This window comes from Thermopolyspora flexuosa (genome assembly GCF_006716785.1).
GTDB classification, from domain to species: Bacteria; Actinomycetota; Actinomycetes; order Streptosporangiales; family Streptosporangiaceae; genus Thermopolyspora; species Thermopolyspora flexuosa.
Map to the genome: position 1 here is coordinate 2,160,170 of NZ_VFPQ01000001.1, position 24,255 is coordinate 2,184,424.

The 24,255-nt window shown below is 72.8% G+C and carries 24 protein-coding genes; 11 read left to right on the forward strand and 13 right to left on the reverse strand.

What is annotated here, in order from left to right; translation table 11 throughout:
• Positions 1-64: 64 nt before the first annotated feature.
• Entirely contained in the window at positions 65-604 is a 540-nt protein-coding gene (locus FHX40_RS09110; RefSeq protein WP_142259204.1) for a hypothetical protein, read from the reverse strand.
• Positions 605-910: 306 nt separating this feature from the next.
• Here FHX40_RS09110 and FHX40_RS09115 point away from each other — a divergent pair, with 306 nt between their 5' ends.
• The 5 genes from FHX40_RS09115 to FHX40_RS09135 all read left to right on the forward strand — a co-directional run bounded on the left by FHX40_RS09115 (position 911) and on the right by FHX40_RS09135 (position 6,158).
• The gene (locus FHX40_RS09115) at positions 911-2,293 is read left to right on the forward strand and encodes an MBL fold metallo-hydrolase (RefSeq protein WP_211350217.1); all 1,383 of its coding nucleotides are present in this window, start codon (positions 911-913) and stop codon (positions 2,291-2,293) included.
• 166 nt (positions 2,294-2,459) lie between these two features.
• Positions 2,460-3,380 (forward strand): siderophore ABC transporter substrate-binding protein, encoded by a 921-nt coding sequence (locus FHX40_RS09120; protein ID WP_142259205.1) that lies wholly within the window; start codon positions 2,460-2,462, stop codon positions 3,378-3,380.
• A complete protein-coding gene (locus tag FHX40_RS09125) occupies positions 3,380-4,375 on the forward strand; it encodes an ABC transporter permease (protein ID WP_142259206.1) in 996 nt (331 codons plus the stop codon). The genes FHX40_RS09120 and FHX40_RS09125 overlap by 1 nt, the downstream gene beginning before the upstream one ends.
• A complete protein-coding gene (locus FHX40_RS09130; RefSeq protein ID WP_229789125.1) occupies positions 4,372-5,403 on the forward strand; it encodes an iron chelate uptake ABC transporter family permease subunit in 1,032 nt (343 codons plus the stop codon). Before FHX40_RS09125 ends, FHX40_RS09130 begins: the two co-directional genes overlap by 4 nt.
• A complete protein-coding gene (locus FHX40_RS09135; protein ID WP_142259207.1) occupies positions 5,400-6,158 on the forward strand; it encodes an iron ABC transporter ATP-binding protein in 759 nt (252 codons plus the stop codon). Before FHX40_RS09130 ends, FHX40_RS09135 begins: the two co-directional genes overlap by 4 nt.
• 34 nt (positions 6,159-6,192) lie before the next feature.
• Here FHX40_RS09135 and FHX40_RS09140 read toward each other — a convergent pair whose 3' ends face one another.
• Positions 6,193-6,735, reverse strand: a complete 543-nt coding sequence (locus FHX40_RS09140; protein ID WP_229789124.1) for a DUF488 domain-containing protein — start codon at positions 6,733-6,735, stop codon at positions 6,193-6,195.
• Positions 6,736-7,315: 580 nt separating this feature from the next.
• On the opposite strand from FHX40_RS09140, the gene FHX40_RS09145 reads away from it, so the two are divergent.
• The 4 genes from FHX40_RS09145 to FHX40_RS09160 are packed head-to-tail and all read left to right on the forward strand — an operon-like array spanning position 7,316 to position 10,606.
• Positions 7,316-8,167, forward strand: coding sequence for an ABC transporter substrate-binding protein (locus FHX40_RS09145; RefSeq protein ID WP_229789123.1), 852 nt, complete (start codon positions 7,316-7,318; stop codon positions 8,165-8,167).
• Positions 8,164-8,985, forward strand: a complete 822-nt coding sequence (locus FHX40_RS09150) for an ABC transporter permease (RefSeq protein WP_142259209.1) — start codon at positions 8,164-8,166, stop codon at positions 8,983-8,985. The genes FHX40_RS09145 and FHX40_RS09150 overlap by 4 nt, the downstream gene beginning before the upstream one ends.
• Before the next feature lie 3 nt (positions 8,986-8,988).
• Positions 8,989-9,774, forward strand: a complete 786-nt coding sequence (locus FHX40_RS09155; protein ID WP_142259210.1) for an ABC transporter permease — start codon at positions 8,989-8,991, stop codon at positions 9,772-9,774.
• Position 9,775: 1 nt separating this feature from the next.
• On the forward strand, positions 9,776-10,606 hold the full coding sequence (locus FHX40_RS09160) for an ABC transporter ATP-binding protein (protein WP_142259211.1): 831 nt from the start codon (positions 9,776-9,778) through the stop codon (positions 10,604-10,606).
• On the opposite strand, the gene rodA is transcribed toward FHX40_RS09160, so the two are convergent.
• The 6 genes from rodA to FHX40_RS09185 form a co-directional block, all read right to left on the reverse strand.
• Positions 10,563-11,723 carry a rod shape-determining protein RodA gene (gene rodA, locus FHX40_RS09165; RefSeq protein ID WP_142259212.1) on the reverse strand — a complete coding sequence of 387 codons (1,161 nt, stop codon included), beginning with the start codon at positions 11,721-11,723 and terminating at the stop codon, positions 10,563-10,565. The genes FHX40_RS09160 and rodA overlap by 44 nt on opposite strands.
• Positions 11,724-11,730: 7 nt before the next feature.
• Complete coding sequence (mrdA, locus tag FHX40_RS09170; protein ID WP_229789147.1) at positions 11,731-13,479, reverse strand: penicillin-binding protein 2; 1,749 nt, start codon at positions 13,477-13,479, stop codon at positions 11,731-11,733.
• On the reverse strand, positions 13,361-14,041 hold the full coding sequence (locus tag FHX40_RS25755; RefSeq protein ID WP_229789122.1) for a rod shape-determining protein MreD: 681 nt from the start codon (positions 14,039-14,041) through the stop codon (positions 13,361-13,363). The genes mrdA and FHX40_RS25755 overlap by 119 nt, the downstream gene beginning before the upstream one ends.
• On the reverse strand, positions 14,031-14,798 hold the full coding sequence (gene mreC / locus FHX40_RS09175; protein WP_142259214.1) for a rod shape-determining protein MreC: 768 nt from the start codon (positions 14,796-14,798) through the stop codon (positions 14,031-14,033). The genes FHX40_RS25755 and mreC overlap by 11 nt, the downstream gene beginning before the upstream one ends.
• Before the next feature lie 13 nt (positions 14,799-14,811).
• Positions 14,812-15,843 carry a rod shape-determining protein gene (gene mreB / locus FHX40_RS09180; RefSeq protein ID WP_142259215.1) on the reverse strand — a complete coding sequence of 344 codons (1,032 nt, stop codon included), beginning with the start codon at positions 15,841-15,843 and terminating at the stop codon, positions 14,812-14,814.
• 456 nt (positions 15,844-16,299) lie between these two features.
• Positions 16,300-16,929 carry an MBL fold metallo-hydrolase gene (locus tag FHX40_RS09185; protein WP_142259216.1) on the reverse strand — a complete coding sequence of 210 codons (630 nt, stop codon included), beginning with the start codon at positions 16,927-16,929 and terminating at the stop codon, positions 16,300-16,302.
• A 481-nt stretch (positions 16,930-17,410) separates the two neighbouring features.
• On the opposite strand from FHX40_RS09185, the gene FHX40_RS09190 reads away from it, so the two are divergent.
• On the forward strand, positions 17,411-18,610 hold the full coding sequence (locus tag FHX40_RS09190; RefSeq protein ID WP_142259217.1) for a cytochrome P450: 1,200 nt from the start codon (positions 17,411-17,413) through the stop codon (positions 18,608-18,610).
• A 4-nt stretch (positions 18,611-18,614) separates the two neighbouring features.
• On the opposite strand, the gene FHX40_RS09195 is transcribed toward FHX40_RS09190, so the two are convergent.
• On the reverse strand, positions 18,615-19,457 hold the full coding sequence (locus FHX40_RS09195) for a PaaX family transcriptional regulator (RefSeq protein WP_229789121.1): 843 nt from the start codon (positions 19,455-19,457) through the stop codon (positions 18,615-18,617).
• Positions 19,458-19,696: 239 nt separating this feature from the next.
• Between FHX40_RS09195 and FHX40_RS09200 the strand changes: the two genes are divergently transcribed.
• Positions 19,697-21,061, forward strand: a complete 1,365-nt coding sequence (locus FHX40_RS09200) for an MFS transporter (RefSeq protein WP_142259218.1) — start codon at positions 19,697-19,699, stop codon at positions 21,059-21,061.
• Between the two features lie 454 nt (positions 21,062-21,515).
• Here the strand turns inward: FHX40_RS09200 and FHX40_RS09205 are convergent, their stop codons facing one another.
• From FHX40_RS09205 to FHX40_RS09220, 4 genes are all read right to left on the reverse strand, one after another.
• Positions 21,516-21,884 carry a group I truncated hemoglobin gene (locus FHX40_RS09205; protein ID WP_142259219.1) on the reverse strand — a complete coding sequence of 123 codons (369 nt, stop codon included), beginning with the start codon at positions 21,882-21,884 and terminating at the stop codon, positions 21,516-21,518.
• A gap of 443 nt (positions 21,885-22,327) precedes the next feature.
• Complete coding sequence (locus FHX40_RS09210; RefSeq protein ID WP_142259220.1) at positions 22,328-23,170, reverse strand: DUF6493 family protein; 843 nt, start codon at positions 23,168-23,170, stop codon at positions 22,328-22,330.
• The gene (locus FHX40_RS09215) at positions 23,094-23,576 is read right to left on the reverse strand and encodes a hypothetical protein (RefSeq protein WP_142259221.1); all 483 of its coding nucleotides are present in this window, start codon (positions 23,574-23,576) and stop codon (positions 23,094-23,096) included. The genes FHX40_RS09210 and FHX40_RS09215 overlap by 77 nt, the downstream gene beginning before the upstream one ends.
• Positions 23,573-23,977, reverse strand: coding sequence for a hypothetical protein (locus tag FHX40_RS09220; RefSeq protein WP_142259222.1), 405 nt, complete (start codon positions 23,975-23,977; stop codon positions 23,573-23,575). The genes FHX40_RS09215 and FHX40_RS09220 overlap by 4 nt, the downstream gene beginning before the upstream one ends.
• Positions 23,978-24,255 lie beyond the last annotated feature (278 nt).

Sequence of the window (24,255 nt, forward strand, 5' to 3'; positions counted from 1 at the left end):
CGTTGTGATCCAGGGTGCGCCGAATGACGATGTATGCGGGTGCGTCAGGTGCCGCCGTCCGTTCTCATTCAGGGTTCTCGCGGTCCTCAGCCGGCGGAGTTGTGCCGTTTTTCTGGGGCGAAGACAATGCGTTGTTCGCCAGCTGTTTGAGCAGCGGACCGATGGTTCCGCGGGCATCTATCGTGTCGCCGCTTAGGAGTACTTTTGCACCCCATTGCGCCAGATCGCCCTTCCCGTTCTTGGCGAGCGCCTCGAGACTTCTGGCGGCGTTCGCATTCCAGTTCCTGTCGATCTTCCAGTAGTGCAGCAGCTCAATGCAGAGACGCTCGCCCATGCAGGGGTGGGGTTCGGCCGTGTTCTCCAGTCTCGTGATCGCCTGTCCTACTCTCCGCAGGGCGTCGTCGGTCGTCGCCCGCATCTCGATGGTGACTCTGGTCACGTCATCGACGACACTCCGGAGATCGTCCAGGAACCTCTTACGCTCTTCGTGTAGTTTGCGTCTTTCCTCCCTCAGCTCCGCCAAGATGCGGGGCGGCCAAACCTTCGCGAACATGCCCAGGCGCCGCGAAGGAGGGCCGCCGTTTGACGTCCCGGTTTCAGCCATTCGTCCCTCGCCTTATACGAATGCCCTCACCTATGGACATTAGACGGACCGAAACCCGGTGACCAGGCAGTGTTTTCTGACCTCATTGACAGGGCGAAGATCGCGCGCCGTTATCCGGCGGAGGAGATGTGAAAACGGAGAGGCTGAGGAGATTGCAGTGGCGATTCGACCGCTGGGCCCTAGTCGCGAATAGGGTCGGGAGTCTCCACCGCGAGTCGCCGCGAGGCGATGACGGCCGCCTCACGGGTAGGGGAGGCCCGTTCGCGGGCCGGTGTGGACGGCGGGTGCGGACACCAGGGACCGGGGGTGAGGGTGGTGTTCTTCCAGCAGTTCTACCTGGAGTCGCTGGGGCACGCGTCGTACCTGGTGGGGGACGAGCGGACCGGCAAGGCGCTGGTGTTCGATCCGCGGCGGGACGTCGACGTCTATCTTGCGGCGGCGCGGGCGGCTGGGGTGCGGATCGCGTACGCGGCCGACTCGCACGGGCACAACGACTATCTCTCGGGGCTGATCGAGCTGCGGGGGCGGGCCGGGGCCGAGCTGTGGGGGTCGGCCGTGGCCGAGCTCGGGTATCCGCACCGGGCGCTGCGGGACGGGGAGGTCGTCGAGGTCGGCGACGTGGGAGTGGAGGTGTGGCACACCCCTGGGCATACGCCCGAGCACATCAGCCTGGTGCTGTACGACCGGGCGGTGTCGGCCGACGTGCCGGTGGCGGTGCTGTCCGGTGGGTCGCTGCTCGTGGGGGATGTGGCGCGGCCGGATCTGCTGGGCGGGGCGGACCAGGTGCGGGAGGCGGCGCGGGCGCTGCGGGAGACGGTGGACAGGCTGCTCACGCTGCCGGATCACGTGCTGGTGTATCCGACGCACGTGGCCGGGTCGTTGTGCGGGGGCCGGATCGGAAGGCGGCTGTCCACGACGGTCGGGTACGAGAGGCTCACCAATCCGGCGATCGGCCGGCCGGTCGCGCTGGGCGAGCTGCCCGCGGTGCCGCCGTACTGGCGGCGGATGCGGCCGCGGAACCTCGCAGGGGTCGCGCCGCTCGGGGTGATCCCGGAGCCGCCCGCGCTGGAGGTGGCCGAATTCGACCGGCGGCGGCTGGCGGGGGCACATGTGCTCGACACGCGGGCGCCGGAGGCGTTCGGGGGTGGGCACATTCCCGGGGCTCTCAACGTGGGGCTCGGGCCGGCCTTCGCGACCTGGGCGGGGACGGTGCTGCCGGAGGCGGCCCGGGTGCTGCTCGTGCTCGACCGGGCCGGCGACCTGTGGGAGGCGGTCTGGCAGCTGTTGCGCATCGGGTACCCGCCGCCGCAGGGGTGGCTGGCGGGCGGCATGGCGGCCTGGCGCATCTCCGGGCGGCCGGTCGCGTTCCTGCCGCAGATCACCGTCGAGGAGCTGTACGGCCGATTCGACCGGGGCGAGGCCGATCTGCTCGACGTGCGCCAGCCCGCCGAGTGGTCGGGTGGTCATGTGCCCGGCGCGGTGCACGTCACCGGGGCCGAGCTGGCGGAGCGCATGGACGAGGTGCCCGGCTCCCGGCCGCTAGCCGTGATCTGCAGCAGCGGCTACCGGTCATCGGTCGCGGCGAGCCTGCTCGCCCACCGCGGCCGTACCGGGGTGCACAACGTCACCGGAGGCATGGCCGCGTGGACGGCCGCGGGGCTTCCCGTGGTGACGCCCGGGGCGAGGTGACCGGGCCGGCAGGCCGTACGGCACAGCCGCGGATCCACGCAAAGAGGGGGTCGGTGACCGGAGCGGATCCAGGGGGCATTAGGTTTGCCTTACCTAATCTGGGTCCGTTTTTGGGGGTTCCGTGCGCTCCAAGCCTCTCATGAGTCGTTTGTTTGCTTTGCTGTTCATGCCTGCCCTGCTGGTCCTCGCCGCGTGCGGCGGCCAGGGCGCCGACTCGGCGGAGACCGCCGCGGACGGGCGGCAGGCCGCGGAGAAGGTCACCGTCGCCCACGCCCAGGGCAACACCGACGTGCCCAAGAACCCGCAGAAGGTGGTCGTGTTCGACGTGGGCGTGCTCGCCACCCTCGACGAGCTCGGCGTCAAGGTCGCCGGGGTGCCCGCGGTGGAGAACCTCCCGGACCACCTCGCCAAGTACGCCGGTGACGAGTACACCAAGGTCGGCTCGCTGTTCGAGCCGGACTACGAGAAGGTCAACGCGCTCGAGCCCGACCTGATCATCGTCGCCGCCCGCTCCGCCGCCGCGTACGGCGAGCTGGCGAAGATCGCTCCCACCGTCGACCTCAGCGTCGACTTCTCCGACTTCCTCGGCAGCTTCCGGCGGCGCATCGAGGCGCTCGGCACCATCTTCGGCAAGGAGGCCGAGGTCAAGCAGCGGCTCGACGCGATCGACGCCGCCGTGCAGGAGGCCAAGGCGAAGGCCGACGACCGCACCGGGCTGATCGTGCTCACCACCGGCGGCAAGATGAGCGCCTACGGACCCGGCTCCCGGTTCGGGCTCATCCACGACGTGATCGGCGTCAAGGCCGCCGACCCGAACATCAAGGCCGACACCCACGGCGAGGCGATCACGGCCGAGTTCATCGCCAAGGCCGACCCCGACATCCTCTACGTCATCGACCGCGACTCGGCGATCGGCGAGAACGGCGAGGCCGCCCAGAAGGTGCTCGACAACGCCCTCGTCAACGGCACCAAGGCCGCGAAGAACGACAAGATCGTCTACCTGGAGCCCTTCACCTGGTACGTCGCCCCGAACGCGCTCAGCTCGGTGGAGAACATGGTGAAGGCCGTCGGCGACAGCCTGTCGTGATGACCCGCCGGCGATCCGCCGGTCGGCTGCGCGCGTGGCATCTGGCGGCCGGGGTGGCGCTGCTCACCGCCCTGGCCGCCGCCTCGCTGCTGGTCGGCGTCGGCGACGTGACCCCGGCCGGGCTGCTCGGCGGGCGGGACGAGGACCTGCACCTGCTCGTCGAGTCCCGGCTGCCGCGGCTGCTCGCCGTACTGCTCGCCGGGACCGCGATGAGCGTGGCCGGCCTGGTCATGATGCACATCACGGGCAACCGCTTCGTGTCCCCGTCGACCGCGGGCACCACCGAGTCGGCCACGCTCGGCGTGCTCGTGGCGACGCTGTTCGCCGGGGGAGAGGCCGTGATCGTCAAGATGGCGCTCGCGGTCGCCTGCGCGCTGCTCGGCACGTTCGTCTTCATGACGATCCTGCGGCGGCTCACCTTCCGCGACATGATCCTCGTGCCGCTCGTCGGCATCATGTTCGGCGGGGTGATCGGCGCGGCCACCACGTTCGTCGCCTACCGGTACGACCTGCTGCAGACCCTCGGCGCGTGGACCTCGGGCGACTTCTCCGCGGTGCTGCGCGGCCGGTACGAGCTGCTGTGGCTGGCGGGCGGGGTGACGCTGCTCGGGTACCTGTACGCCGACCGGTTCACGGTCGCGGGCATGGGCCGCAGCTTCGCGATCAACCTCGGGGTGCGGTACGACCGCGTGGTGAACGCCGGGCTCGTGCTCGCCTCGGTGATCACCGCCGTGGTCGTGGTCACCGTGGGCGAGATCCCGTTCGTCAGCCTGATCGTGCCGAACCTCGTCACGCTCGCGCTCGGCGACAACCTGCGGTACGCCCTCCCGGCGACCGCGCTCGCCGGGGCGTTCTTCGTGCTGCTGTGCGACGTGGCCGGACGGCTGATCCGCTTCCCGTACGAGATTCCGGTGTCCACCGTGCTCGGCGTGGTCGGCAGCGCGATCTTCCTGGTGCTGCTGCTGCGCGGTGGCAGGCGGATGGGGGTGCGATGAGCGCGACGACCACCACGTCCGGCACGCCGGTCGCGGCCGGTACCGCCGTGCCGACCGCCACGGCGTTCGCGGCGGCGCGGCGCCGGGAGCGCCGCATGCTCGCCGTACTCGCCCTCCTCGCGCTCGCCGCGGTCGCCGCGTTCGCGTTCATCGGCATCAAGGGCAACTGGGAGTTCGCGCTCGCCATCCGGTTCCGGAAGATCGCCACGATGGCCGTGGTCGGGGTGGCGATCGCCTGGTCGAGCGTGCTGTTCCAGACGGTGACCGGCAACCGCATCCTCACCCCATCGATCATGGGCTTCGACCAGCTCTTCGTGCTGATCCAGACCGTGATCGTGTTCCTGTTCGGGGCGCTGGCGCTCGCCACCGCCGACCCGCGGCTGCTGTTCTCCGGCCAGGTCGCGGCGATGGTCGGCTTCTCCACGCTGCTGCACCGGTGGCTGTTCGGCCGCCGCGGGCGCGACCTCTATGTCATGGTGCTCGCCGGGGTGATCTTCGGCACGCTGTTCGGCAGCCTCGCCAACCTCGCCGCCCGGCTGATCAACCCCAACGACTTCGTCGTGCTGCAGGACAGCCTGTTCGCCAGCCTCAACCAGGTCGACCCCGGTCTGCTCGGCTTCTCCGCGCTGCTCATCGGCGCGATGGCCGCCTGGACGCTGCGGCTGCGGCACCGGCTCGACGTCGTGGCGCTCGGCCGGGACCACGCGACCAACCTCGGCGTCGACCACGCCGCGGTGGTGAACCGGGCGCTGGTGATCGTCGCGGTGCTGGTGTCGGTGGCGACCGCGCTCGTGGGGCCGATCACCTTCCTCGGCCTGCTCGTGGCGAACCTCGCCCGGCAGCTTGTCGGCACCTTCCGGCACGGCGTCCTGCTGCCCGCCGCCGCGCTCATCGCGGTGATCACGCTGGTGGGCGGCCAGCTCATCCTCGAGCGGGTCTTCACCATGGACACCGCGCTCACCGTGATCGTCAACTTCGTCGGCGGCGTCTACTTCATCGCCCTGCTCATCCGGGAGTCCCGACGGTGATCGAAATCAGGAACGTCACCAAAAGGTACGGCGAGCACGCCGTCGTCGACCGGGTGTCGCTCACCATCCCCCGGGGCGGCGTGACCTCGATCATCGGCGCGAACGGCGCCGGCAAGTCCACCCTGCTGTCGATCATCAGCCGGCTGCTGCCCGCCGACGAGGGCACGGTCACCGTCGACGGCATGGACGTCGCCACCACCCCCACCGAGCGCCTCGCCCGCCGCCTGGCCATCCTCCGCCAGGACAACCACATGCCGGTCCGGCTCACCGTGCGCGAGCTCGTCGCGTTCGGCCGGTTCCCGCACACCGGGGGCAGGCTCACCGCCGAGGACCACCGGCTCGTGGACGAGGCGCTGCGGTACTTCGAGCTCACCGACCTCGCCGACCGGCACCTCGACCAGCTCTCCGGCGGGCAGCGGCAGCGCGCGTTCGTCGCCATGACCCTCTGCCAGGACACCGACTACGTGCTGCTCGACGAGCCGCTCAACAACCTCGACATGCGCCACTCGGTGCAGATGATGCGCCGCCTGCGCCGCATGGCCGAGGACTACGGCAAGACCGTCGTGATCGTGGTGCACGACATCAACTTCGCCTCCTGCCACTCCGACGTGATCGTGGCGATGAAGCACGGCCGGGTGATCGCCCAAGGGCCCACCGCCGAGATGATGACCCCCGAGATCCTCGGCGAGGTCTACGACCTCGACATCGACGTGCACGAGCTGTCCGGCCGCCGCATCGGCGTCTACTTCGCCTGACCGCCCGCCCGGCGCCCTGCCCGGCCACCCGCCGCTACAGGCCGGGCAGGGTGTCGGGCACGTCGTACACCGGCCAGCCGTCGTCCCCGCGCCGCACGTTCGGATGCGGCCGGTACGGCTGCCGCCGCCCCGCGTCGAGCAGGTGGACCACGGTCGCCCCGCGCATCGCGAGCGCGTCGGCGATGAGCATGCGGTGGCAGTGCCACCACACGGTCTCGGCGCACATCACCGCGATCCGCTCGCCGCGGGCGGCCCGCCGTACCAGCTCGTCGACCGCGGCGCGGAACTCCGCGGTGTCCATGTGGTCGGCGTAGCCGGAGAACGCGGCGTGGCGCAGCGCGGTGTGCCGGGAGCCGGGCCGCCGCGACCGGCGCCCGCCCAGGGCCTCGCCCTGCCACTCGTAGCCGATGCCCGCCTCGGCGAGCGCGGCGGCGAGCGCCGCGCGCCCGAACTGCGGGTGCCGCCGCGACCCGGGGAACCGCCGCACGTCGGCCAGCGTCGTCACCCCGGCGTCCCGCAGCACCGCGAGGAACGCCTCGGCCGTCCGCGCGCCGTGCCCGACCGTGAACACCTCCATCCCTCCCGACGCTACCGCCGGCGCGCCCCGCGGCGGGGGACCGGGGGAGCGCGTCGCGGACCGCCGGGGTGGAACAGGTTCTCGTGCGCCGTCCGGTGGCGGCTCCCGCCGGGCGCGCGGCGGCCGCCGGCCCGGCCGGAGGCGGGTGAGTATCGGCAAGGATTGCCGACAACCTTGCCGGGATTTATCCCTGACGCGATCGTTGACAACTGTTGCGTCGATTTATACCTTCATCGTCACGGAATGCGCCGTGTTGTCGGGGAGGGGCGGCCGTTCGGCCGTCCGGGCACGGCGATCGCGCGGGCGGGCACCGCCGTACGCCGCGGCGTACGGCCGGGTTCGCCTGCGCCGGGAACGGTGTCCGACCTGCACCGATGCCGGTGGCGGGGCGGCGCCGTCCGACGACCGGGTCCCCAGCGGGACGTGGCGGAATTGCACCAGATTTTTTGAGAGAAGCCCCGTGAAAAAGATCCGCGCCATTCTTGCCGCCGCCTCACTGATTCTCCTCACCGCCTGCGGAGGCGGAGGCGATTCATCGACCGGATCCGGTGGTGCCCAGGGGGCGGGCGGCACCGCCAAGGTGAAGGTCAACGTCATCCCCATCATCGACGTCGCCCCCATCTACCTGGGCAAGGAACAGGGTTTCTTCGCCGAGCAGGGCCTGGAAGTGGAACTCGTCACCGCCCAGGGCGGTGCGGCGATCGTCCCGGCCGTGGTGAGCGGTCAGGTGGAGTTCGGGTTCAGCAACCTCACCTCGCTCATCATCGCCCGCTCCCAGCAGGTGCCGGTCAAGGTGGTGGTCGCCGGCGCCGGTTCCACGGGCGAGCAGGGCAAGGACTTCGGCGGCATCGTCGTCAAGGCCGGCAGCCCGATCAAGTCCGCCAAGGACCTGGAGGGCAAGCGGGTCGCGGTGAACACGCTCAACAACATCAACGACACCACGGTCCGCGCCTCGGTCCGCGCCGCCGGCGGCGACCCGAAGAAGATCAACTTCGTCGAGCTGCCGTTCCCGGACATGCTCCCCGCGCTCGACAAGGGCACGATCGACGCCGCGCAGGTGGTCGAGCCGTTCCTCGCCACCGCGGTGAAGAACGGCGACCGCGTGATCGCGTCGAACTACGTCGACACCGCGCCCAAGCTCACCGTCGCCGCGTACTTCACCTCGGAGCAGCTCGCCCAGTCCAACCCCGACCTGGTGCAGCGCTTCGCCGCCGCGATGAAGAAGTCGCAGCAGTACGCCGAGGAGAACCCGGACGCGGTGCGCAAGATCCTGCCCACCTACACCAAGATCGACGCCTCGCTCACCGAGTCGCTCACCCTGCCGAGCTTCCCCACCGAGATCGACCCCAACTCGGTGGAGACGCTCACCCGGCTCGCGGTGGACGACGGGCTGATCACCACGGCCCCGGACGGCAAGGAGCTGCTGCCGTGACCGCGGCGGTGACGGCGAGCGGGCCCCGGACCGGCAGGCGCCGTCACCGCCCTGCGCCCGCCTGGCTTCTCGGGCTGATCGGGCTGGCCGGGCTCGTGGCGGTGGTGGAACTCGTGCCCCGGGCCGGGCTGGTCGACGAGCGGTACCTGCCGCCGTGCAGCGCGATGCTCGCGGCGCTCGCCGAGCAGGCGGGCACCGCCGAGTTCTGGACGGCGCTGCTCGAGACGCTGCGCGGCTGGGCGATCGGCCTCGCGATCGCCCTGGTCGCGGGGGTGGTGCTCGGCATCGTGATCGGCAGCGCGCCGCTGCTGCGCGCGGCGACCGCCTCCACGATCGAGTTCCTGCGGCCGATCCCCTCGGTGGCGCTGATCCCGCTCGCCGTGCTGCTGTTCGGCACCGACATGCGCTCGACCCTGCTGCTGGTCGTCTACGCCTCCTTCTGGCAGGTGCTCGTGCAGGTGCTGTACGGCGTGCGGGACGTGGACCCGGTCGCCGACCAGACCGCGCGGATGTACCGGTTCCGGCCGCTCACCCGGGTGCGGAAGGTCATCTGGCCGACCGCCCTGCCGTACGTGATGACCGGGTTCCGGCTCGGCGCCTCGGTCGCGCTGATCCTGGAGATCACCGGCGAGCTGATCATCGGGTCGCCGGGGCTCGGCAGGCAGATCGCGGTGGCGCAGAGCTCGGGCGCGGTCGCGCCGATGTACGCCCTGGTGATCGTGGTCGGCCTGATCGGCGTGGCGGTCAACGTGGTCGCCCGCACGGCCGAGCGCCGGGTGCTGCGCTGGCACCCGTCCGTCCGTACGGAGGTGGCGTAGCCGATGAAGCCGATCAACCTCGCCAAGCGGGCCGTGGTGGCGCTGGCGCTCCCGGTCGTGCTCGTCGCGATCTGGTGGGTGGCGACGGCGAACAGCACGAGCATCTTCTGGCCGCCGCTCAGCCGGATCGTCGGCGTGTTCGGCGAGACGTGGTTCACCGGCCGGTTCACCGCCGACGTGCTGCCCAGCCTGGCGCGGCTGTTCGTCGGCTACCTGGCCGCGCTGGCGCTCGGGGTGGCGATGGGCGTCGCGATCGGGTCGTTCCGCGTGCTGCGCGGCCTGGTCGAGCCGGTGCTGGAGTTCTTCCGCGCGATCCCGCCGCCGGTGCTCGTGCCGATCCTCATGCTGTTCGCCGGCATCGGCAACGAGATGAAGGTGCTGGTGATCGTCTCCGGCTGCCTGTGGCCCGTGCTGCTCAACACCGTCGAGGGCGTGCGGGGCCTGGACGAGGTGCTGCGCGACACCGCCCGCTGCTACCGGCTCGGGCCGCGGGCCCGGCTGCTGCGGCTGATCCTGCCGGGGGCGAGCCCGCAGATCGCCGCCGGGGCGCGCCAGGCGCTGTCCATCGGGATCATCCTCATGGTGATCAGCGAGATGTTCGCCGCGAGCAACGGCGTCGGGTTCACCATCATCCAGTTCCAGCGCAGCTTCGCCATCCCGCAGATGTGGACCGGGATCATCGTGCTCGGCCTGATCGGCATCGCGCTGTCCGTGATCTTCCGGATGGTCGAGCGCCGCCTGCTGAGCTGGTACATCGGAGTGCGCGAGGCGCACCGGACAGAGGGCTGACATGACGACATCACCTGTGGGGGAGGCCGCCGCGACGTCGACCGCGCTGCTCGAGGTCCGCGGCCTGAAGAAGGTCTACGAGGGGCGCGGCCGGCGCATCGAGGCGGTCCGCGACCTGACGTTCGACGTCGCCGCCGGGGAGCTGGTCTGCATCGTCGGCCCGTCCGGCGCGGGCAAGACCACGCTGCTGCGCTGCGTGGCGGGCCTGCTCGACGCCACCGAGGGCGAGGTGGTGCTCGAGGGCAGGCGGGTGACCGAGCCGCCGCCGGGCATGGCCGTGGTGTTCCAGGAGTACGGCCGCAGCCTGTTCCCGTGGCTGACGGTGTGGCAGAACGTCGAGCTGCCGCTGAAGGAGAAGGGACTGCCCAAGGAGAAGCGGCGGCGGCTGGTGGAGGAGTCGCTGGAGGCGGTGGGGCTGCTCGACGCCCACCGCGCCCACCCGTGGCAGCTGTCCGGCGGCATGCAGCAGCGGGTGGCGATCGCCCGCGCGATCGCCTACGAGCCGCACGTGCTGCTGATGGACGAGCCGTTCGCCGCGGTCGACGCGCAGACCCGCGCCGACCTGGAGGACCTGGTCCGGTCGCTGTGGCGGCGGCTCGGCATCACCGTGCTGTTCGTCACCCACGACATCGACGAGTCGGTCTACCTCGGCCAGCGGGTGATCGTGCTGTCCGGCCCGCCCACGGTCGTGCTCGAGCAGGTGACCATCGACCTGCCGGACGAGCGGGACCAGCTCACCACCCGGTCGCTGCCGCGGTTCGCCGAGCTGCGCTCGCACGTCTACGAGCTCATCCAGCAGGCCAAGCGCGGCCACCGGCCGGCAGGCCGCTGACCCCGCCGACCTCGCCGAGCCGGCCCTGCGGCCGCATCGCCATGAGGATGCCCGCGGCGGCGAGGCAGGTGAGCGTGGCCGAGCCGCCGTAGGACAGCAGCGGGAGCGGCACGCCGACGACCGGGGCGAGGCCGAGCACCATGCCCACGTTGATCGCCGACTGGGCGGCGAACCAGCACACGATGCCCCCGGCCACCAGCCGCTCGTACGGCGAGCCGGCCCGCATGGCGATCTGCAGCCCGCGCCACATGATCGCCCACAGCAGCACGAGCAGCAGCGCGGCGCCGAGGAAGCCGAGCTCCTCGCCGGCGACCGTGAAGATGAAGTCGGTGTGCTGCTCGGGGACGAAGTGCCCGCCGGTCTGGTCGCCGCGGAACAGGCCGCGGCCGGTCAGGCCGCCGGAGCCGACCGTCTCCAGCGCCTGCAGCGCGTTGTAGCCGCTGCCCTGCGGGTCGGCCTGCGGGTCGGCGAAGCTGAGCAGCCGCTCCACCTGGTGCGGCTTGAGCAGCCGGAGCCACCAGGCGAGCACGCCCGCCCCGGCCGCGCCGACGGCGAGCAGCGTGATCCACCGCCACGGGACGCCGGCGAGCACGAGCATGCCCGCGGTGATCGCGCCGAGGATGAGCGCGGTGCCGAGGTCGGGCTGGAGCATCACCAGCCCGACCGGCACGGCCGCGATGCCGAGCGCGGCCGGGAGCCGGGCGGCCGGGGAGCGGCCCGGGGCGTCGGCGGGCGAGCCGAACAGGGCGGCGAGGGCGAGCACGAGCGCGAGCTTCGCCGGCTCGGACGGCTGGAACTGCAGCCCGGCGAGGCCGAGCCAGGACCGCGACCCGTTCACCGTGACGCCGAGCGGGGTGAGCACCAAGGCGACGCCGAGGCAGGCGACGACGTAGACCGGCACGCTCCAGGCGCGCAGCGACCAGCGGGAGACGCAGGCGAGCGCGACCATGAGCACCAGCCCCGCCACGCCGTACCCGATCTGGCGGGAGAGGTAGGCGCCGGTGTCCCCGACTTGCCCGCGGGTCGACGACCACACGAGCACCACCCCGGCCACGTAGAGCACGATCGCCGGGAGGGCGATGCGCCAGTCGAGGGCGCGCAGCACGCGGCGGATCACCGCTTCTTCACCTCGTCTTCTTCACCTCGTCCTTCACCCCGTGGATCGCCGACCAGATCTCCCGCGCGGCCGGGGCCGCGGTCTCACCGCCGGTGCCGCCCTGCGCGACCATCACCACGACCGTGTACTTCTTGTCGAACGAGGCGAACCAGGAGGTGTCGCGCTTGCCGACCACCTCGGCGGTGCCGGTCTTGCCGGAGATCGGGTGCTTATCCAGCGGGTAGCCGGCGAACGCGCCCGCGGCGGTGCCGGACCGGGTCACGTCGGCCAGGCCCTGCCGGATGACCTGGAGCGTGCGGCGGTCGACCGGCAGCCTCCCCGCCACCGGCGGCTTGATCCGGCGCACCGTCGTGCCGTCCGCGGCCACCACCTTCTTGCCGATCCGCGGGCTGTACAGCGTGCCGCCGTTGGCGATCGCCGCGTACGCCCGGGCGAGCTGCAGCGGGGTGACCAGCACCTCGCCCTGCCCGATGGAGAAGTTCGCCGCGTACCCGGGCAGGTCCCAGTCGCCCTTGGGCAGGTAGCCGGCGGCCTCCCCGGGCAGGTCGACGCCGGTCGGGCGGCCGAAGCCGAACGCGCGCGCGGTGCGCACCATCGGGTGCACGCCGTTCTTCTTCCGCGCGGTCTCCAGCCACATCTCGTGAGCGAACCGGTAGAAGATCGTGTCGCAGGAGACCTCGAGCGCCCGGCGCAGCGTGATCATCCCGTAGCCGATGCCGCCGAAGTTGCGGAACGGGCGGTCACCGACCCGGTAGGAGCCGGGGCAGCCGTAGACGCCGTTGACCGGGCGGCCCGCGGAGACCGCCGCCGCGACCGAGGTGACCTTCCAGGTGGAGGCGGGCGCCCACTGGCCGGCGACCGCCCGGGACAGCAGCGGGCTGCCCTGCTTCGGGTCGGTCAGCCGCGCGTAGTCCTTCGGGCTGATGCCGCCCACCCACACCGTCGGGTCGTAGGTGGGGAGGGCGGCGAGCGCGGTGATCCGGCCGGTGCGCGACTCCATCACCACGGCGGCGGCCTGGTCGGCGGGCAGGCCCCGCTTGCGCGCCCGCTCGACCGCGCGCTTGAGCGCCCGCTCGGTCGCCTTCTGGATCCGGGAGTCGATGCTGGTGACCAGCGTCGCCCCGGGCGTGGCCGGGCGCTCGCTCAGCACCCGCACCACGCGCCCGGCGCTGTCCACGACGAGCCGCCGCTCCCCGGGGACGCCGCGCAGGTCGGAGTCGTACACCGCCTCCAGCCCGTCGCGGCCCACCGGGGACCGGGAGGTGGGGGAGCGGTCGTCGGGCGCGACGTAGCCGAGCACGTGCGCGGCGAGCTCGCCGTTCGGGTAGTCGCGCACCGGCCGCAGGTCGGCGACGACCCCCGGGTAGCGGTCCGGCCGCTCGGTGATCTGGAACGCGATCCGCTCGTCGACCGCGTCCTTCACCGGGATCGGCTCGTACGGCGAGCCCGCCCAGCAGTCCTTGCGCGCCGGGCCGTCGCACGGCCGGATGCGGCGCTCGATCTCCTCGCGCTCCATGCCGAGCAGCCGGGCCAGCCGGTCGAGCACCTCGCGGCCGCCGTCGGGCAGCCGGGTGAGGATCGTCCGGTCGATCGAGACCGTGGTCGCGGTGCGGTTGCGCACCAGCGGGCGGCCGCGGCTATCGACGATGCGCCCGCGCACCGCGGGCACGACCACGTGGCGCTCGTGATCCGCCGTGGCTGCGCGGGCGTAGCGTTCCCCGTCGACCACCTGCACCTGCCAGAGGCGCCCGACCAGCACGAAGAACATACAGGTCACGAGCACGTGCACCAGGATGATCCGGGAACGCATCGACGGTCCTCCGAGCCGTCAGGCCCCGGCGCCTCCACCGGGCGACGCCGAGCCGCACGAGGTTGTACCGGACGAGAACGAGCCAGGCGAGCAGGGCGGCGGCGAGCGTGTACGGCACCGCGTACGGCAGCTCGGCCGCCTCGGTGGCCGCGCGCGGGTCGCGCAGCAGCAGGTCGAGGCCGACGAGCGCGAGCGCGCCGAAGACCACGCCGGCGGCGGCCGCGACCGGCACGGGCACCCGCCGGAGCAGGCCGCACAGGTAGCCGGTGACGGCGAGCACGAGCGCGGACCGCCCGGTGACCGCGTCGGCCGGCGGCACCAGGTCGGCGACGAGGCCCGCGGCGAACCCGGTGAGCACCCCGGGCACCGGGCCCCGGGCGGCCGCCACGAGCGCCACCGCCGCGAGCACCAGGTCGGGCACGGCGGCGCCGGGGAGCGGCAGCCGGTTGGCCACGGTCACCTGCAGCAACGGCACCACGAGCGCCGCGATCGCGGGGCTACCGCGCATCGCCGTCACCCCCTCGCGAGGCGGACACGACGCCGACCACGTCGAGCGTGCCGAACCGGACGGCGGGCCGTACCAGGGCGGTGGTGACGAGCGGGTCGGCGTCGCGCTCCACCCGGACGATGGTGCCGACGGGCACGCCGGGCAGGTACGGCCCGCCCTTGGCCGAGCCGAGCGTCACCACGCGCTGGCCGACGCGGGGCCTCGCGTCGGCGGCGAGCAGGCGCAGCCGCAGCAGGCCGTCGCGCATGCCCTGCCCGGTGACGGTGCCGATCTCCCTGGTCCCGGCGACGCGCACCCCGACGCTGGAGGCGGGGTCGACGGCGAGCCGCACCGTGGAGACAGAGTGCCCGGCCTCGACCACCCGGCCGACCAGGCCGTCGGCGCTGATCACCATGTGGTCGGCGCGCACCCCGTCCCGGGTGCCGACGTCGATCGCGACGCTGTCGCCGTGCGTGCCGTACCCGACCACCTGGGCGGTGACCACGGGCGAGCCGCGGCGCGGCGCCGCCGCGGCGACCCGCTCGGCCTGGCGCTCCCGGTCGGCGGCGGCCTGCTCGGCCCAGCCGGCCGCGGCCAGCCGCAGCTCGCGCCGCCCGGCCTCGTCGTCGCCGGCGGCGAGGCGCTGCACCGGCCCGGCCACGGAGGCGCCCCACTCCCGGAGCGCGGCGGCGTCCCAGCGCACGTCGTAGGTGACGAGGGCGGCCGCGGCGGCCGCCACCGTGAGGAAGACGAGACGATGACGGCGGTTCCGGCGCATCCGGGCGGCCCCCCTAGTGGCGCGGTTCCGGAACGAGGACCCCCTGGAGGCGGTCGAAGTCCTCCACGCATCTGCCGGTGCCGAGCACCACCGACAGCAGCGGGTTGTCGGCGATCTTGATGGGCATGCCGGTGGCCTGGGCGAGCCGCCGGTCGAGGCCGTCGAGCAGTGCGCCGCCGCCGGTGAGCATGATCCCGGCGCCGATCAGGTCGCCCGCGAGCTCGGGCGGGCACTGGTCGAGGGTGGCCTGCACCGCGTCGACGATCGCGCTGACCGGCTCGTTGATCGCCTCGTACACCTCCTGGTCGGTGATCTCGACCGTGCGCGGGAGCCCGGTGACCAGGTCACGGCCGCGCACCGGGAAGGTGCGGCCCTCGGTCGGCGGGCACGCCGTACCGATCGCCATCTTGACCTCTTCGGCGGTGCGGGTGCCGAGCGCGAGCGAGTGCTCCTTCTTGACGTGGGAGATGATGGCCTGGTCGAGCTCGTCGCCGGCGACCCGGATGGAGCGCGAGGTCACGATGCCCCCGAGGGAGATCACCGCGACCTCGGTGGTGCCGCCGCCGATGTCGACCACCATGCTTCCGCACGGCTCGTTGACCGGCAGCCCGGCGCCGATCGCCGCGGCCATCGGCTCCTCCATGATGTAGACGCGACGCGCACCGGCCTGGTACCCGGCCTCCTTGACGGCGCGTTGCTCCACATCGGTGATGCCGCTGGGCACGGCGATGACGAGCCGGGGCTGGGAGAGGGCATGGCGGCGGTGCACCTTCTTGATGAAGTAGCGCAGCATCTGCTCGGCGACGTCGAGCTCGGTGATGACACCGTCGGCGAGCGGGCGGATCGCGACGATGTGACCGGGCGTTCTCCCGATCATCTGTTTGGCCTCCGCCCCCACCGCGACGATCTTCCCCGTTCTGGTGTTGACCGCGACCACGGACGGCTCGTCGAGGACGATGCCGCGGTCACGGACGTACACGAGGGTGTTCGCCGTGCCGAGGTCGACCGCCATGTCGCGGCCGAGGAACCCAAAGAAGGACCGCATGAACCCAGCTCCCCCGGTGAATCAGCGCTGTGTGGGACGAAACGCGGTGGCCGCCTGACCGGTTCAGCGTTAGCACTCAACCGGTCCGAGTGCTAATACCTAACTAACATCAACAACTGTCCGTGGGCAAACCTCCAGCCGATCTAATGTCCTGACAAAGGTCCGGTTCTACTTCGTAGACGCGGCCCAAAGGGATGTGGTTGGCCTGCGCGGACCCGCCGGTGACGTGATGTCGGCGACACCGCGGGCGGCGCGGATGCGCGCGGGGTCGCCTGGACCTGACGGGATAACGGGGGAGCGGTACGGCGTGCCCGCCGGGCCTGGCCGGGTGCGGGACGCGGCGCGGGGCGGCGCGGCGGCCGCCCCGCCGGGCGTGCGGCTCCGGGCGGGCCGGAGACCGGGGGAGCGGGCGGGGTCACGGCGCCGGGGTGCGGCGGCCGGCTCCCGGCGCGGCCGTCAGTGGCCGCGGGCGATCCACTCGTCGAGGTGCGGGGCCTCGGTGCCGATCGTGGTCGACTCGCCGTGGCCGGTGCGCACCACGGTCTCCGGCGGCAGGGTGAGCAGCCGGTTGCGGATCGACTCGATGATCGTGGGGAAGTCGGAGAAGGACCGGCCGGTCGCGCCCGGGCCGCCGGAGAACAGGGTGTCGCCGGTGAACACCGTGCCGAGGTCCGGTGCGTACAGGCACACCGCGCCGGGCGCGTGGCCGGGGGTGTGCAGCACGGTCAGCGCGACGCCGCCGACCTCGATCACCTGCCCGTCGGACAGCTCCCGATCGGGCGCGCGCTCGGCGTGGGTGAGCCGCCACAGCGGCATGTCGTCCGGGTGCAGCAGGATCGGGGCGCCGGTGAGCTCGGCGAGCGCCGGGGCCGCGTTCACATGGTCGTTGTGCGCGTGCGTGCACACGATCGCGCGCAACGTCCGGTCGCCCACCGTCTTGGCGATGGCGGCGGCGTCGTGCGCGGCGTCGATGACGATCGCCTCGCTGTCGTCGCCGACGATCCAGACGTTGTTGTCCACGTCCCAGGTGCCACCGTCCAGCGTGAACGTGCCGGAGGTGACCACGTGATCGATACGGGCGGCCATCAGAGGATCACTGCCTTTCGTGCGACGGAGCCGCGGCGCGCCCGCCCGGCGTCCCCGACGAGGATCTGCGCGGTGCCGCAGGCCCGCGGCCGGTGACGGTCCGCCGGCGGGCGGCCGGTCGGGGCAGGGCGGTCGTCGCCGCGCATGCGGCCACGGTACCAAGAACGCCGATCACCGCACGCACACCCCCGGTGGCCGCGCCGCCACGGTCCGCCATCCCGCGCGCCGTGCCGTACCGCGGGCCGGGGCAGGCCGATCCCGGCCGGGGAAATCCGCGGGTCACGGCCATGAACGCGGCCCCGGTGGGCAGGGGTGACTTCCCGGTTATCGCTCCGAGCCGGTTCGGGCGGGCCGCCGCGGGGCCGGGCGCGCAGGAGCCCGTCGCCCACGCGGCCGCCCGAACCGCCACACGCTCGCCGTACTCGGCGTACCGCGCCGGTTCGCGGTACGGCGGGCCGGGCTCGCGACCGAGGGAGGGGACATGGGCGGCATCGCCGAACGGTACGACATCCCCGAGCACCACTTCTGGCTGCGCGGGCCGCACCCGGAGCGGCCGGTCGCGTACGACCCGGCCACCGGGATCTGGAACGTGTACGGGCACCCCGAGGCCGTCGAGATCCTCGGCGACCCCGAGACGTTCTCCTCCCGAACGATGCGCCTCATGCCCCGCACCTCGCCCGAGGAGGACGAGTTCTCGCCCGAGGGCTTCCTCACCCAGCTCGACCCGCCCGAGCACGGCAGGCTGCGCAAACTGGTGAGCAGCGCGTTCACCCGGAAGGTCGTCGCCGACCTGGAGCCGAGGATCGCCGCCCTCACCCGCGGGCTGCTCGACGCGGCACGCGAGCGCGGCCGCCTGGAACTCGTCGCCGACCTCGCCTACCCTCTCCCGGTCACCGTCATCGCCGAGCTGCTCGGCGTGCCCGCCGCCGACCGCGAGCTGTTCCGCCGCTGGGCCGACGCGCTGCTGTGGCGGGACACCGAGATCTCGCTCACCAAGCCCGCCGAGCAGCGCCGCGCCGAGCTGCGGGCCACGCTCGGGCCGTGGCGGGAGATGACCGCCTACCTCGCCGCGCACGCCGCCGAGCGCCGCCGCCGGCCGCGGGCCGACCTGCTCACCCGGCTGGTGGAGGCCGAGGTGGACGGCGAGCGCCTGCCCGACGCGCACGTGGTCGACTTCGCGATCCTCCTCCTGCTCGCCGGGCACGTCACCACCACGATGCTGCTCGGCAACACCGTGCTGTGCCTCGACGCGTATCCCGAGCAGCAGGAGAAGGTGCGGGCCGACCGCGCCCTCGTCCCTGCCGCGATCGAGGAGTCGCTCCGCCTGCTCACCCCGTTCGCCGTGCTCGGCCGGGCCACCACCCGCCCGGCCGAGGTCGGCGGCACGACGATCCCGGCGGACGCGCTGGTCCTGGTGTGGCTCGCCGCGGCGAACCGGGATCCCCGGCGGTTCCCGGACCCGGAGGTCTTCGACCCCGCCCGCGACCCGAACCCGCATCTCGCCTTCGGCCGCGGCGTGCACTTCTGCCTCGGGGCGCCGCTCGCCCGCCTCGAGGGCCGGGTGGCCCTGAACATCCTGCTCGACCGGGTCGGGCCGCTGCGCGCCGACCCGGACGACCCGGTGCGGTTCCTCCCGGTCCGGACCATGACCGGGGTACGGCGCCTCGCGCTGCTGACCTGACCGGCTAGGCCGGCCGTACCGGCAACGTGTCGAGGACCGCGGCGGCGATGCCCCCGGCGGTCGGCCCGTACCGGGAGGCGAGGTGGCGGAACACGGTCTCGGCGCGGATCGCCGGCCAGTCGGGCGGCAGGTGCTCGGCGGGCAGCAGGGGGTCGCGGCGCAGCACCTGGAGCCAGTCGCCGAACAGGAAGAGCTGCCGGGCGAGGTCGTCGACGGCGTCGGAGAGCGGGTCGGGCCGGTCCCAGCGGTCGAGGAAGGCGCGGTAGCGCTCGGCGATCTGCGCGGTGTCGAACGCCTTGCGCACGATGTCGGCGGACTCGGTGGGCTTGAGCGCACGGGCCTGCAGCACGGTGACCTCGTCGTCGAGGCCGAGATCCTCGAGCATCGCGACGACGTCCTTGGTGCCGGCGGCGACCCACAGGCCGCTCTGCAGCGGGCCGAACCCGGCCCAGGTGAGCTGGGAGCGCAGGTCGTGCCGGAGGCTGCGCTCGCTGGCGGGGAGGGAGAACCCGACGAGCGTCCAGGTGCCGTCCCAGTCGCGGTTGACCGCGCCGGTCTCCCAGATGCGCCGGGAGCCGTCCTCCAGGACCGCCGTCGAGCGGGCGGTGAGCCCGAAGTACGTCCGGCGCTTGTGGCGGTGCCGGGCGAGCAGATCGCGTTTGACCATGCGGGTCAGGGTGGAGCGCACGGCCTCCTCGGAGACGCCCAGGCGGGCGAAGACCTCGATGACGCTGCCGGAGTAGACGGCGATGTCCCGGCCGAGGACGTAGAGCCCGAGGAAGCTGAGGAGCAGGGACTGCGGCCGCATGCCCGGCTGACGCGGCTGCCCCTGATCTGGGTCTTTCACCCTACGAGGGTAGGGCTCGCGGCGATATTGTGCGAAATCGTGACCTGGGTCATAATCGTGCCCTACATCGCCCCTGTGGGTGCTCGGCACCCCGACGCGTGTGGAGGCAGATCGACCGGAGACGGCGGCAAATCCCCTTCACGACATCCGGCGGACGCGATCGGGGCGTGCCCGCCGGACGGCCGTAGCGCCCATACCGGGCGACCCAGAACCCCCATGCACTGCAGATGAGGAACGCCATGTCGAACTCATCCGTCGACCCGACGCCGGTTCCGTCCACCCCGCAATCCGACCCCGTCCAGCTCCGCCGCGCGGTGACGTCGAGCTTCATCGGCAGCGTCATCGAGTACTACGACTTCCTGCTGTACGCCACCGCGTCAGCGGCGGTGTTCAGCACGGTCTTCTTCAGCAACCTCACCCCGCTGGTGGCGACCGTCGCCAGCCTCGGCACGTTCGCCACCGGCTACCTCGCCCGGCCCGTCGGCGGGATCATCTTCGGCCACTTCGGTGACCGGCTGGGCCGCAAGCGCATGCTGATCCTCACCATGGGCCTGATGGGTGTGGCGAGCACCCTCATCGGCCTGCTGCCCACCTACGAGCAGGCCGGCGTGTTCGCGCCGATCGCGCTCGTGGTGCTCCGGCTCATCCAGGGCATCGCCGTCGGCGGCGAGTGGGGCGGCGCGGTGCTCATCTCGGCCGAGCACGCCAAGGGGCGGCGCGGGCTGTGGGCGAGCTTCACCAACGCCGGCGCGCCGTGCGGCATGGTGCTCTCCACCGCCGCGCTCACCGGCACGGCCGCGCTCGTCGGCGAGGAGGCCTTCCTCGCCTGGGGCTGGCGGGTGCCCTTCCTCATCAGCATCGTGCTGCTCGGCGTCGGCCTGTTCATCCGGCTGCGCGTCGCCGAGACCCCGGTGTTCACCGCCGCGCAGGCCGCCGCCCCCAAGACCCGGCGGGCGCCCCTCATGGAGGTGCTGCGCAACCACCCCAAGGCGCTGCTGCTCGGCATCGGCGTGGGCCTCTCCGCGTTCGTCGCCCAGGGCACGCTCACCACGTACCTCATCGCGTACGGCGTGCAGGTCGGCTTCCCGCGGCAGACCGTGCTCAACGGGCTCACCCTGTCGTCCGCGCTCGCCGTGGTCGCCATCCTCGCCTGGTCGGCGTTCTCCGACCGGGTCGGGCGCCGGCCGGTGGTGGTCGCCGGCGCGGTGGCCATGGCGGTCTTCGCGTTCGCCCTGTTCCCGATGGTGGACAGCCAGAGCGCGCTGCTGCTCACCATCGCGCTCGTGCTCGGCCAGTCGGTGATCCACCCGATGATGTACGGCCCGCTCGCCGCGCTGTACAGCGAGCTGTTCGGGACCCGCGCCCGGTACACCGGTGCCTCGCTCGGCTACCAGATCGCGGGCCTCGGCGCCGGCCTCGCCCCGGTGATCTTCGCCCAGGTGCAGGCGATGACCGGGGGCACCAGCACGCTCGCGATCTCCGCGGTGATCGCCGCCTTCTGCCTGCTCACCGTGGTGTGCATGCTCGCGCTGGCGGAGACCAGCCGCCGCGACCTCGCCGACGTGTCGGCCGCGCCGCAGCCGACCGGGACCGCGGCGTCCTGAGCCCCGGCCACGGTGGTGGGGCGCCCGCCGGGGGCCGCCCCACCACCGTGCCGGTGCCCCTCGTTTCCCCGGCCGCTTCGCCCGGCCGCGTGGTGCGGGCCGGGCCCGCAGGGCCGCCACAAGAGAAACCACCAGAGAAACACCAGAGAAAGAGGAAAGGCACCGGGTGCGTGACCGCGGTGGCCCGGCCACCCGCAGCCGAGGAGGAACCGTGCCCCGCTGCGAGCCGCCACCACTCGGTCCGCAGCCGCCTTGGCGGCGGTGCGCACCCCTACCCTCCGGGTACGAGTACAGGGACGCCCGCGGGCACCCCGGCCTCGCGCGGCGCACACCGTCGCGGCCGGTACGTCACCACCGCTTTCGGCGATGACCGGCCGGGGACCGGCGGGCGCTCGGGGACGAAGCCCGCCGTCGTACGGCCCTGCTCCGGCAGGCGAGGACCGGTGCCGGACGCCTACGCCGACACCTCGCTCGGCACGATCTCCGCCTTGAGCGGCGCGAGGGCGTCGGCGATCGACGCGATCACGTCCTCCGCCACCTTGTGCTTGCGCAGGCTCTCCACGAGGTGACCCACCACGGCGTCGAAGTGCTCCGCCTGGATGCCCAACCCCGCGTGCGCCTCGTCCATGGTCTTGCCCCGGTACGTCTGGGGCCCGCCGAGGGCGGCGGCGACGAAGCTGCGCTGGTGCGCCTTGAGCTTGCCCATGTCGGTGTTCGCGAAGAACCCGCTCAGCAACGGGTCCGCCAGCACGCGGTCGTAGAAGTCGTCGACGACCGCGGCGACGGCCTCGGAACCCCCGATCCGCTCGAAAATGGACGCCATGCTCGGCCCCCTCGTGTCACGCGGTTGACCTGATGTGTCACGAGGAGTGTCCACCCGGGCGGTTCCCCGATCATTAACGGTGTGAGACGGGGCGATTACGGCCTGCGCACTGCGGCGATTGCGTCGTCATCCGCCCTTCCGAAACCCGGGCAACGGCCGGTCCGGCCGGGGCGGTGAGCCGGACCTGGGAGGCGGGCGCATTCCCGGGCGAAGCGGCTCCGCGGCACCGAGGCGGCGGGCGCGGCGACAACGGGGATCCCGCCGCGCGCGCCCGCCAGGCGGCCACCACCGCGGGAGGGCCACCACGTCAGCGTGGGAGGGAGAGGACCGTTGGCCCGTACCGGGTCGGTCAGCCGGTGGTCCGGCACGTCCAGGGTGGAGGCCGGGTGCCGCCGGGGCGGCACCCGACGGCGGGCAGCGGCGGGGCGTGAACGGTCGGCGGCCTAGGCGGGTTCGGAGCCCTCACCGAACCGTGCGGCCACCTGCGCCCGCAGCTCGGCCGGAAGCAGCGGCACGGCCTCGGCGATCACCTCGGCGGCCGGGGCGAAGGCGTCGGCGTGGCGGAGCGCGATGTGCGCGGCGCGCTCCTGCACCTTGTGGGAGGGGTGCCCGAACGCGGCGGCGAGCGCCTTGGCGAGCTCGGCGGCGGTGCCGGGAGCGTCCCGTACCCGCTCCTCGAGCCAGCCGAGACCGGCGCGGGCCAGGGCGACCTCGGCGCGGACGGCGAGGGCGGCGATCGCCTCGACCGCGTCGGCGTCGTCGATCGGCCCGGCGGCGCGGATCCACCGCAGCGCCACCTCGGCGACCGGGGGGTGCGCGGCGGGCAGCAGCCGCAGGTAGTCTCGCCGCCGGGCGGCGATCTCCTGCGGGGTCGGGTCGATCGTCTCGTGCACCCGGAGGAAGAAGCCCAGATCCTGCGCCGACCCGCCGCGAAGGAACCGGCGGAGGCACGCGTCGAGCAGCCAGTCGCGGGACAGCCGGCCGCTGAAGGCCAGGTAGTGGATGGTGTCGGCCCAGATCCGCGTGAGTACGTCGTCACGCAGCGCGCGGCCCACGCCCTCGGCCTCGAAGAGCCTGGGCACCATCCTGTCGATCAGCGGATCGTCCATGCCGACGCCGGAGAGCAGCCAGGCCGACACGAGCGGGTCGTGCGCGGGCGGCTCGGCGCCGGTGGCGCGCAGCAGCTCGATGGCGAGGGGCGCGATCGCATCATGTGGGGTGCGGATCCGCCGGGCGAGCTGGACGGCGAGGTCGGCCTGCCACTCCCGCGGTCGCGCTGCGATCACCCGCATCAGGTGGCGGGATCCGGTGAGCGGCGGCGTCAACCGGGGGGGTGAGGTCGTCCCGCGCCAGCCAGTCCGCCGCCTCGGCCGGTTCGGGGATCGTGCCCGCGCCGGCGATGCGCAAGGTCCCCGCCAGCTCCCTCAGGACCCGGTCGGCGTGCTCCCGGGTGATCTGCCGGGCTCGCTCCCGGGCCCACTCGGGCCACTTGTTCTCGTTCTCGCCGTAGCGAACGGCCATTTCCCGGTGCGCGGCCTCCGCCGCGGCCTCGTAGATCTCGTCGATGCCGCCCGGTAGGTGCGCGGCCACCTCGGCCCGCTCGGCGGCGTCGAGTGCGATCACCCGGTCGGCGAGCGCCTGCTCGTTCCGCCCGGCGATGAGGGGGCCGATCTCCTCCATCCAGACGCTCACCGGACCACCTCCGCCCGGGCGCGGGCATGGGCGTCCTGCGCGCCCGCCCGGACGATGGCATCACACATCGGCGGGTTGCAGCCGACGTCGATGGTGCCGGGGTCGAACACCTCACCGTCGAGCGCGTCGCCGAGCAGGTTGAGCCGGGCGTCCCCGCCGCAGGTCACCACCGGATCGAAGAGCCCGGTCCGGCAGGGCTCGCCGTACCGGTCCATGACGGCGTCGGCGACCGCGAGGAGCGCGGCCGCGGCGGCGTCCGGCCGGGTCACGACACCGCTGAAGAACCGTGGGGCCACGGCGGGTCCGCTGCGCGTCCGGCCACCGCCGGTGGACGGCCCGAGCCTGCCACTGGCGAGCGCGGAGGGTGCGGCGTAGCCGAGGATCTGCGTCGCTGCGGTCATGGCGGCAGGTTAGTGGTCAAGAACGACATTTCCGGTCCGTGGCGCCGCAGGCCCTTCCTCACCTGCGGGTTTCCCGAATAGTGGAAGACCGGGCCGCATGTGGCCCACGGCTCTTTCACGCACTAGGGCGCCCGCACCGGCGGCCGACCCGCTACCGTACGGACGGGCGTGCGTCGGTTCCCCGCCGTGACCCGGCGAAACCGGCCGTTGGGCCGGTCGTTCGCCGTGATCACGGCGGCCGTGCGGCGCGCGCCGCCCGCCTTTTTCGCGGCTCGCCG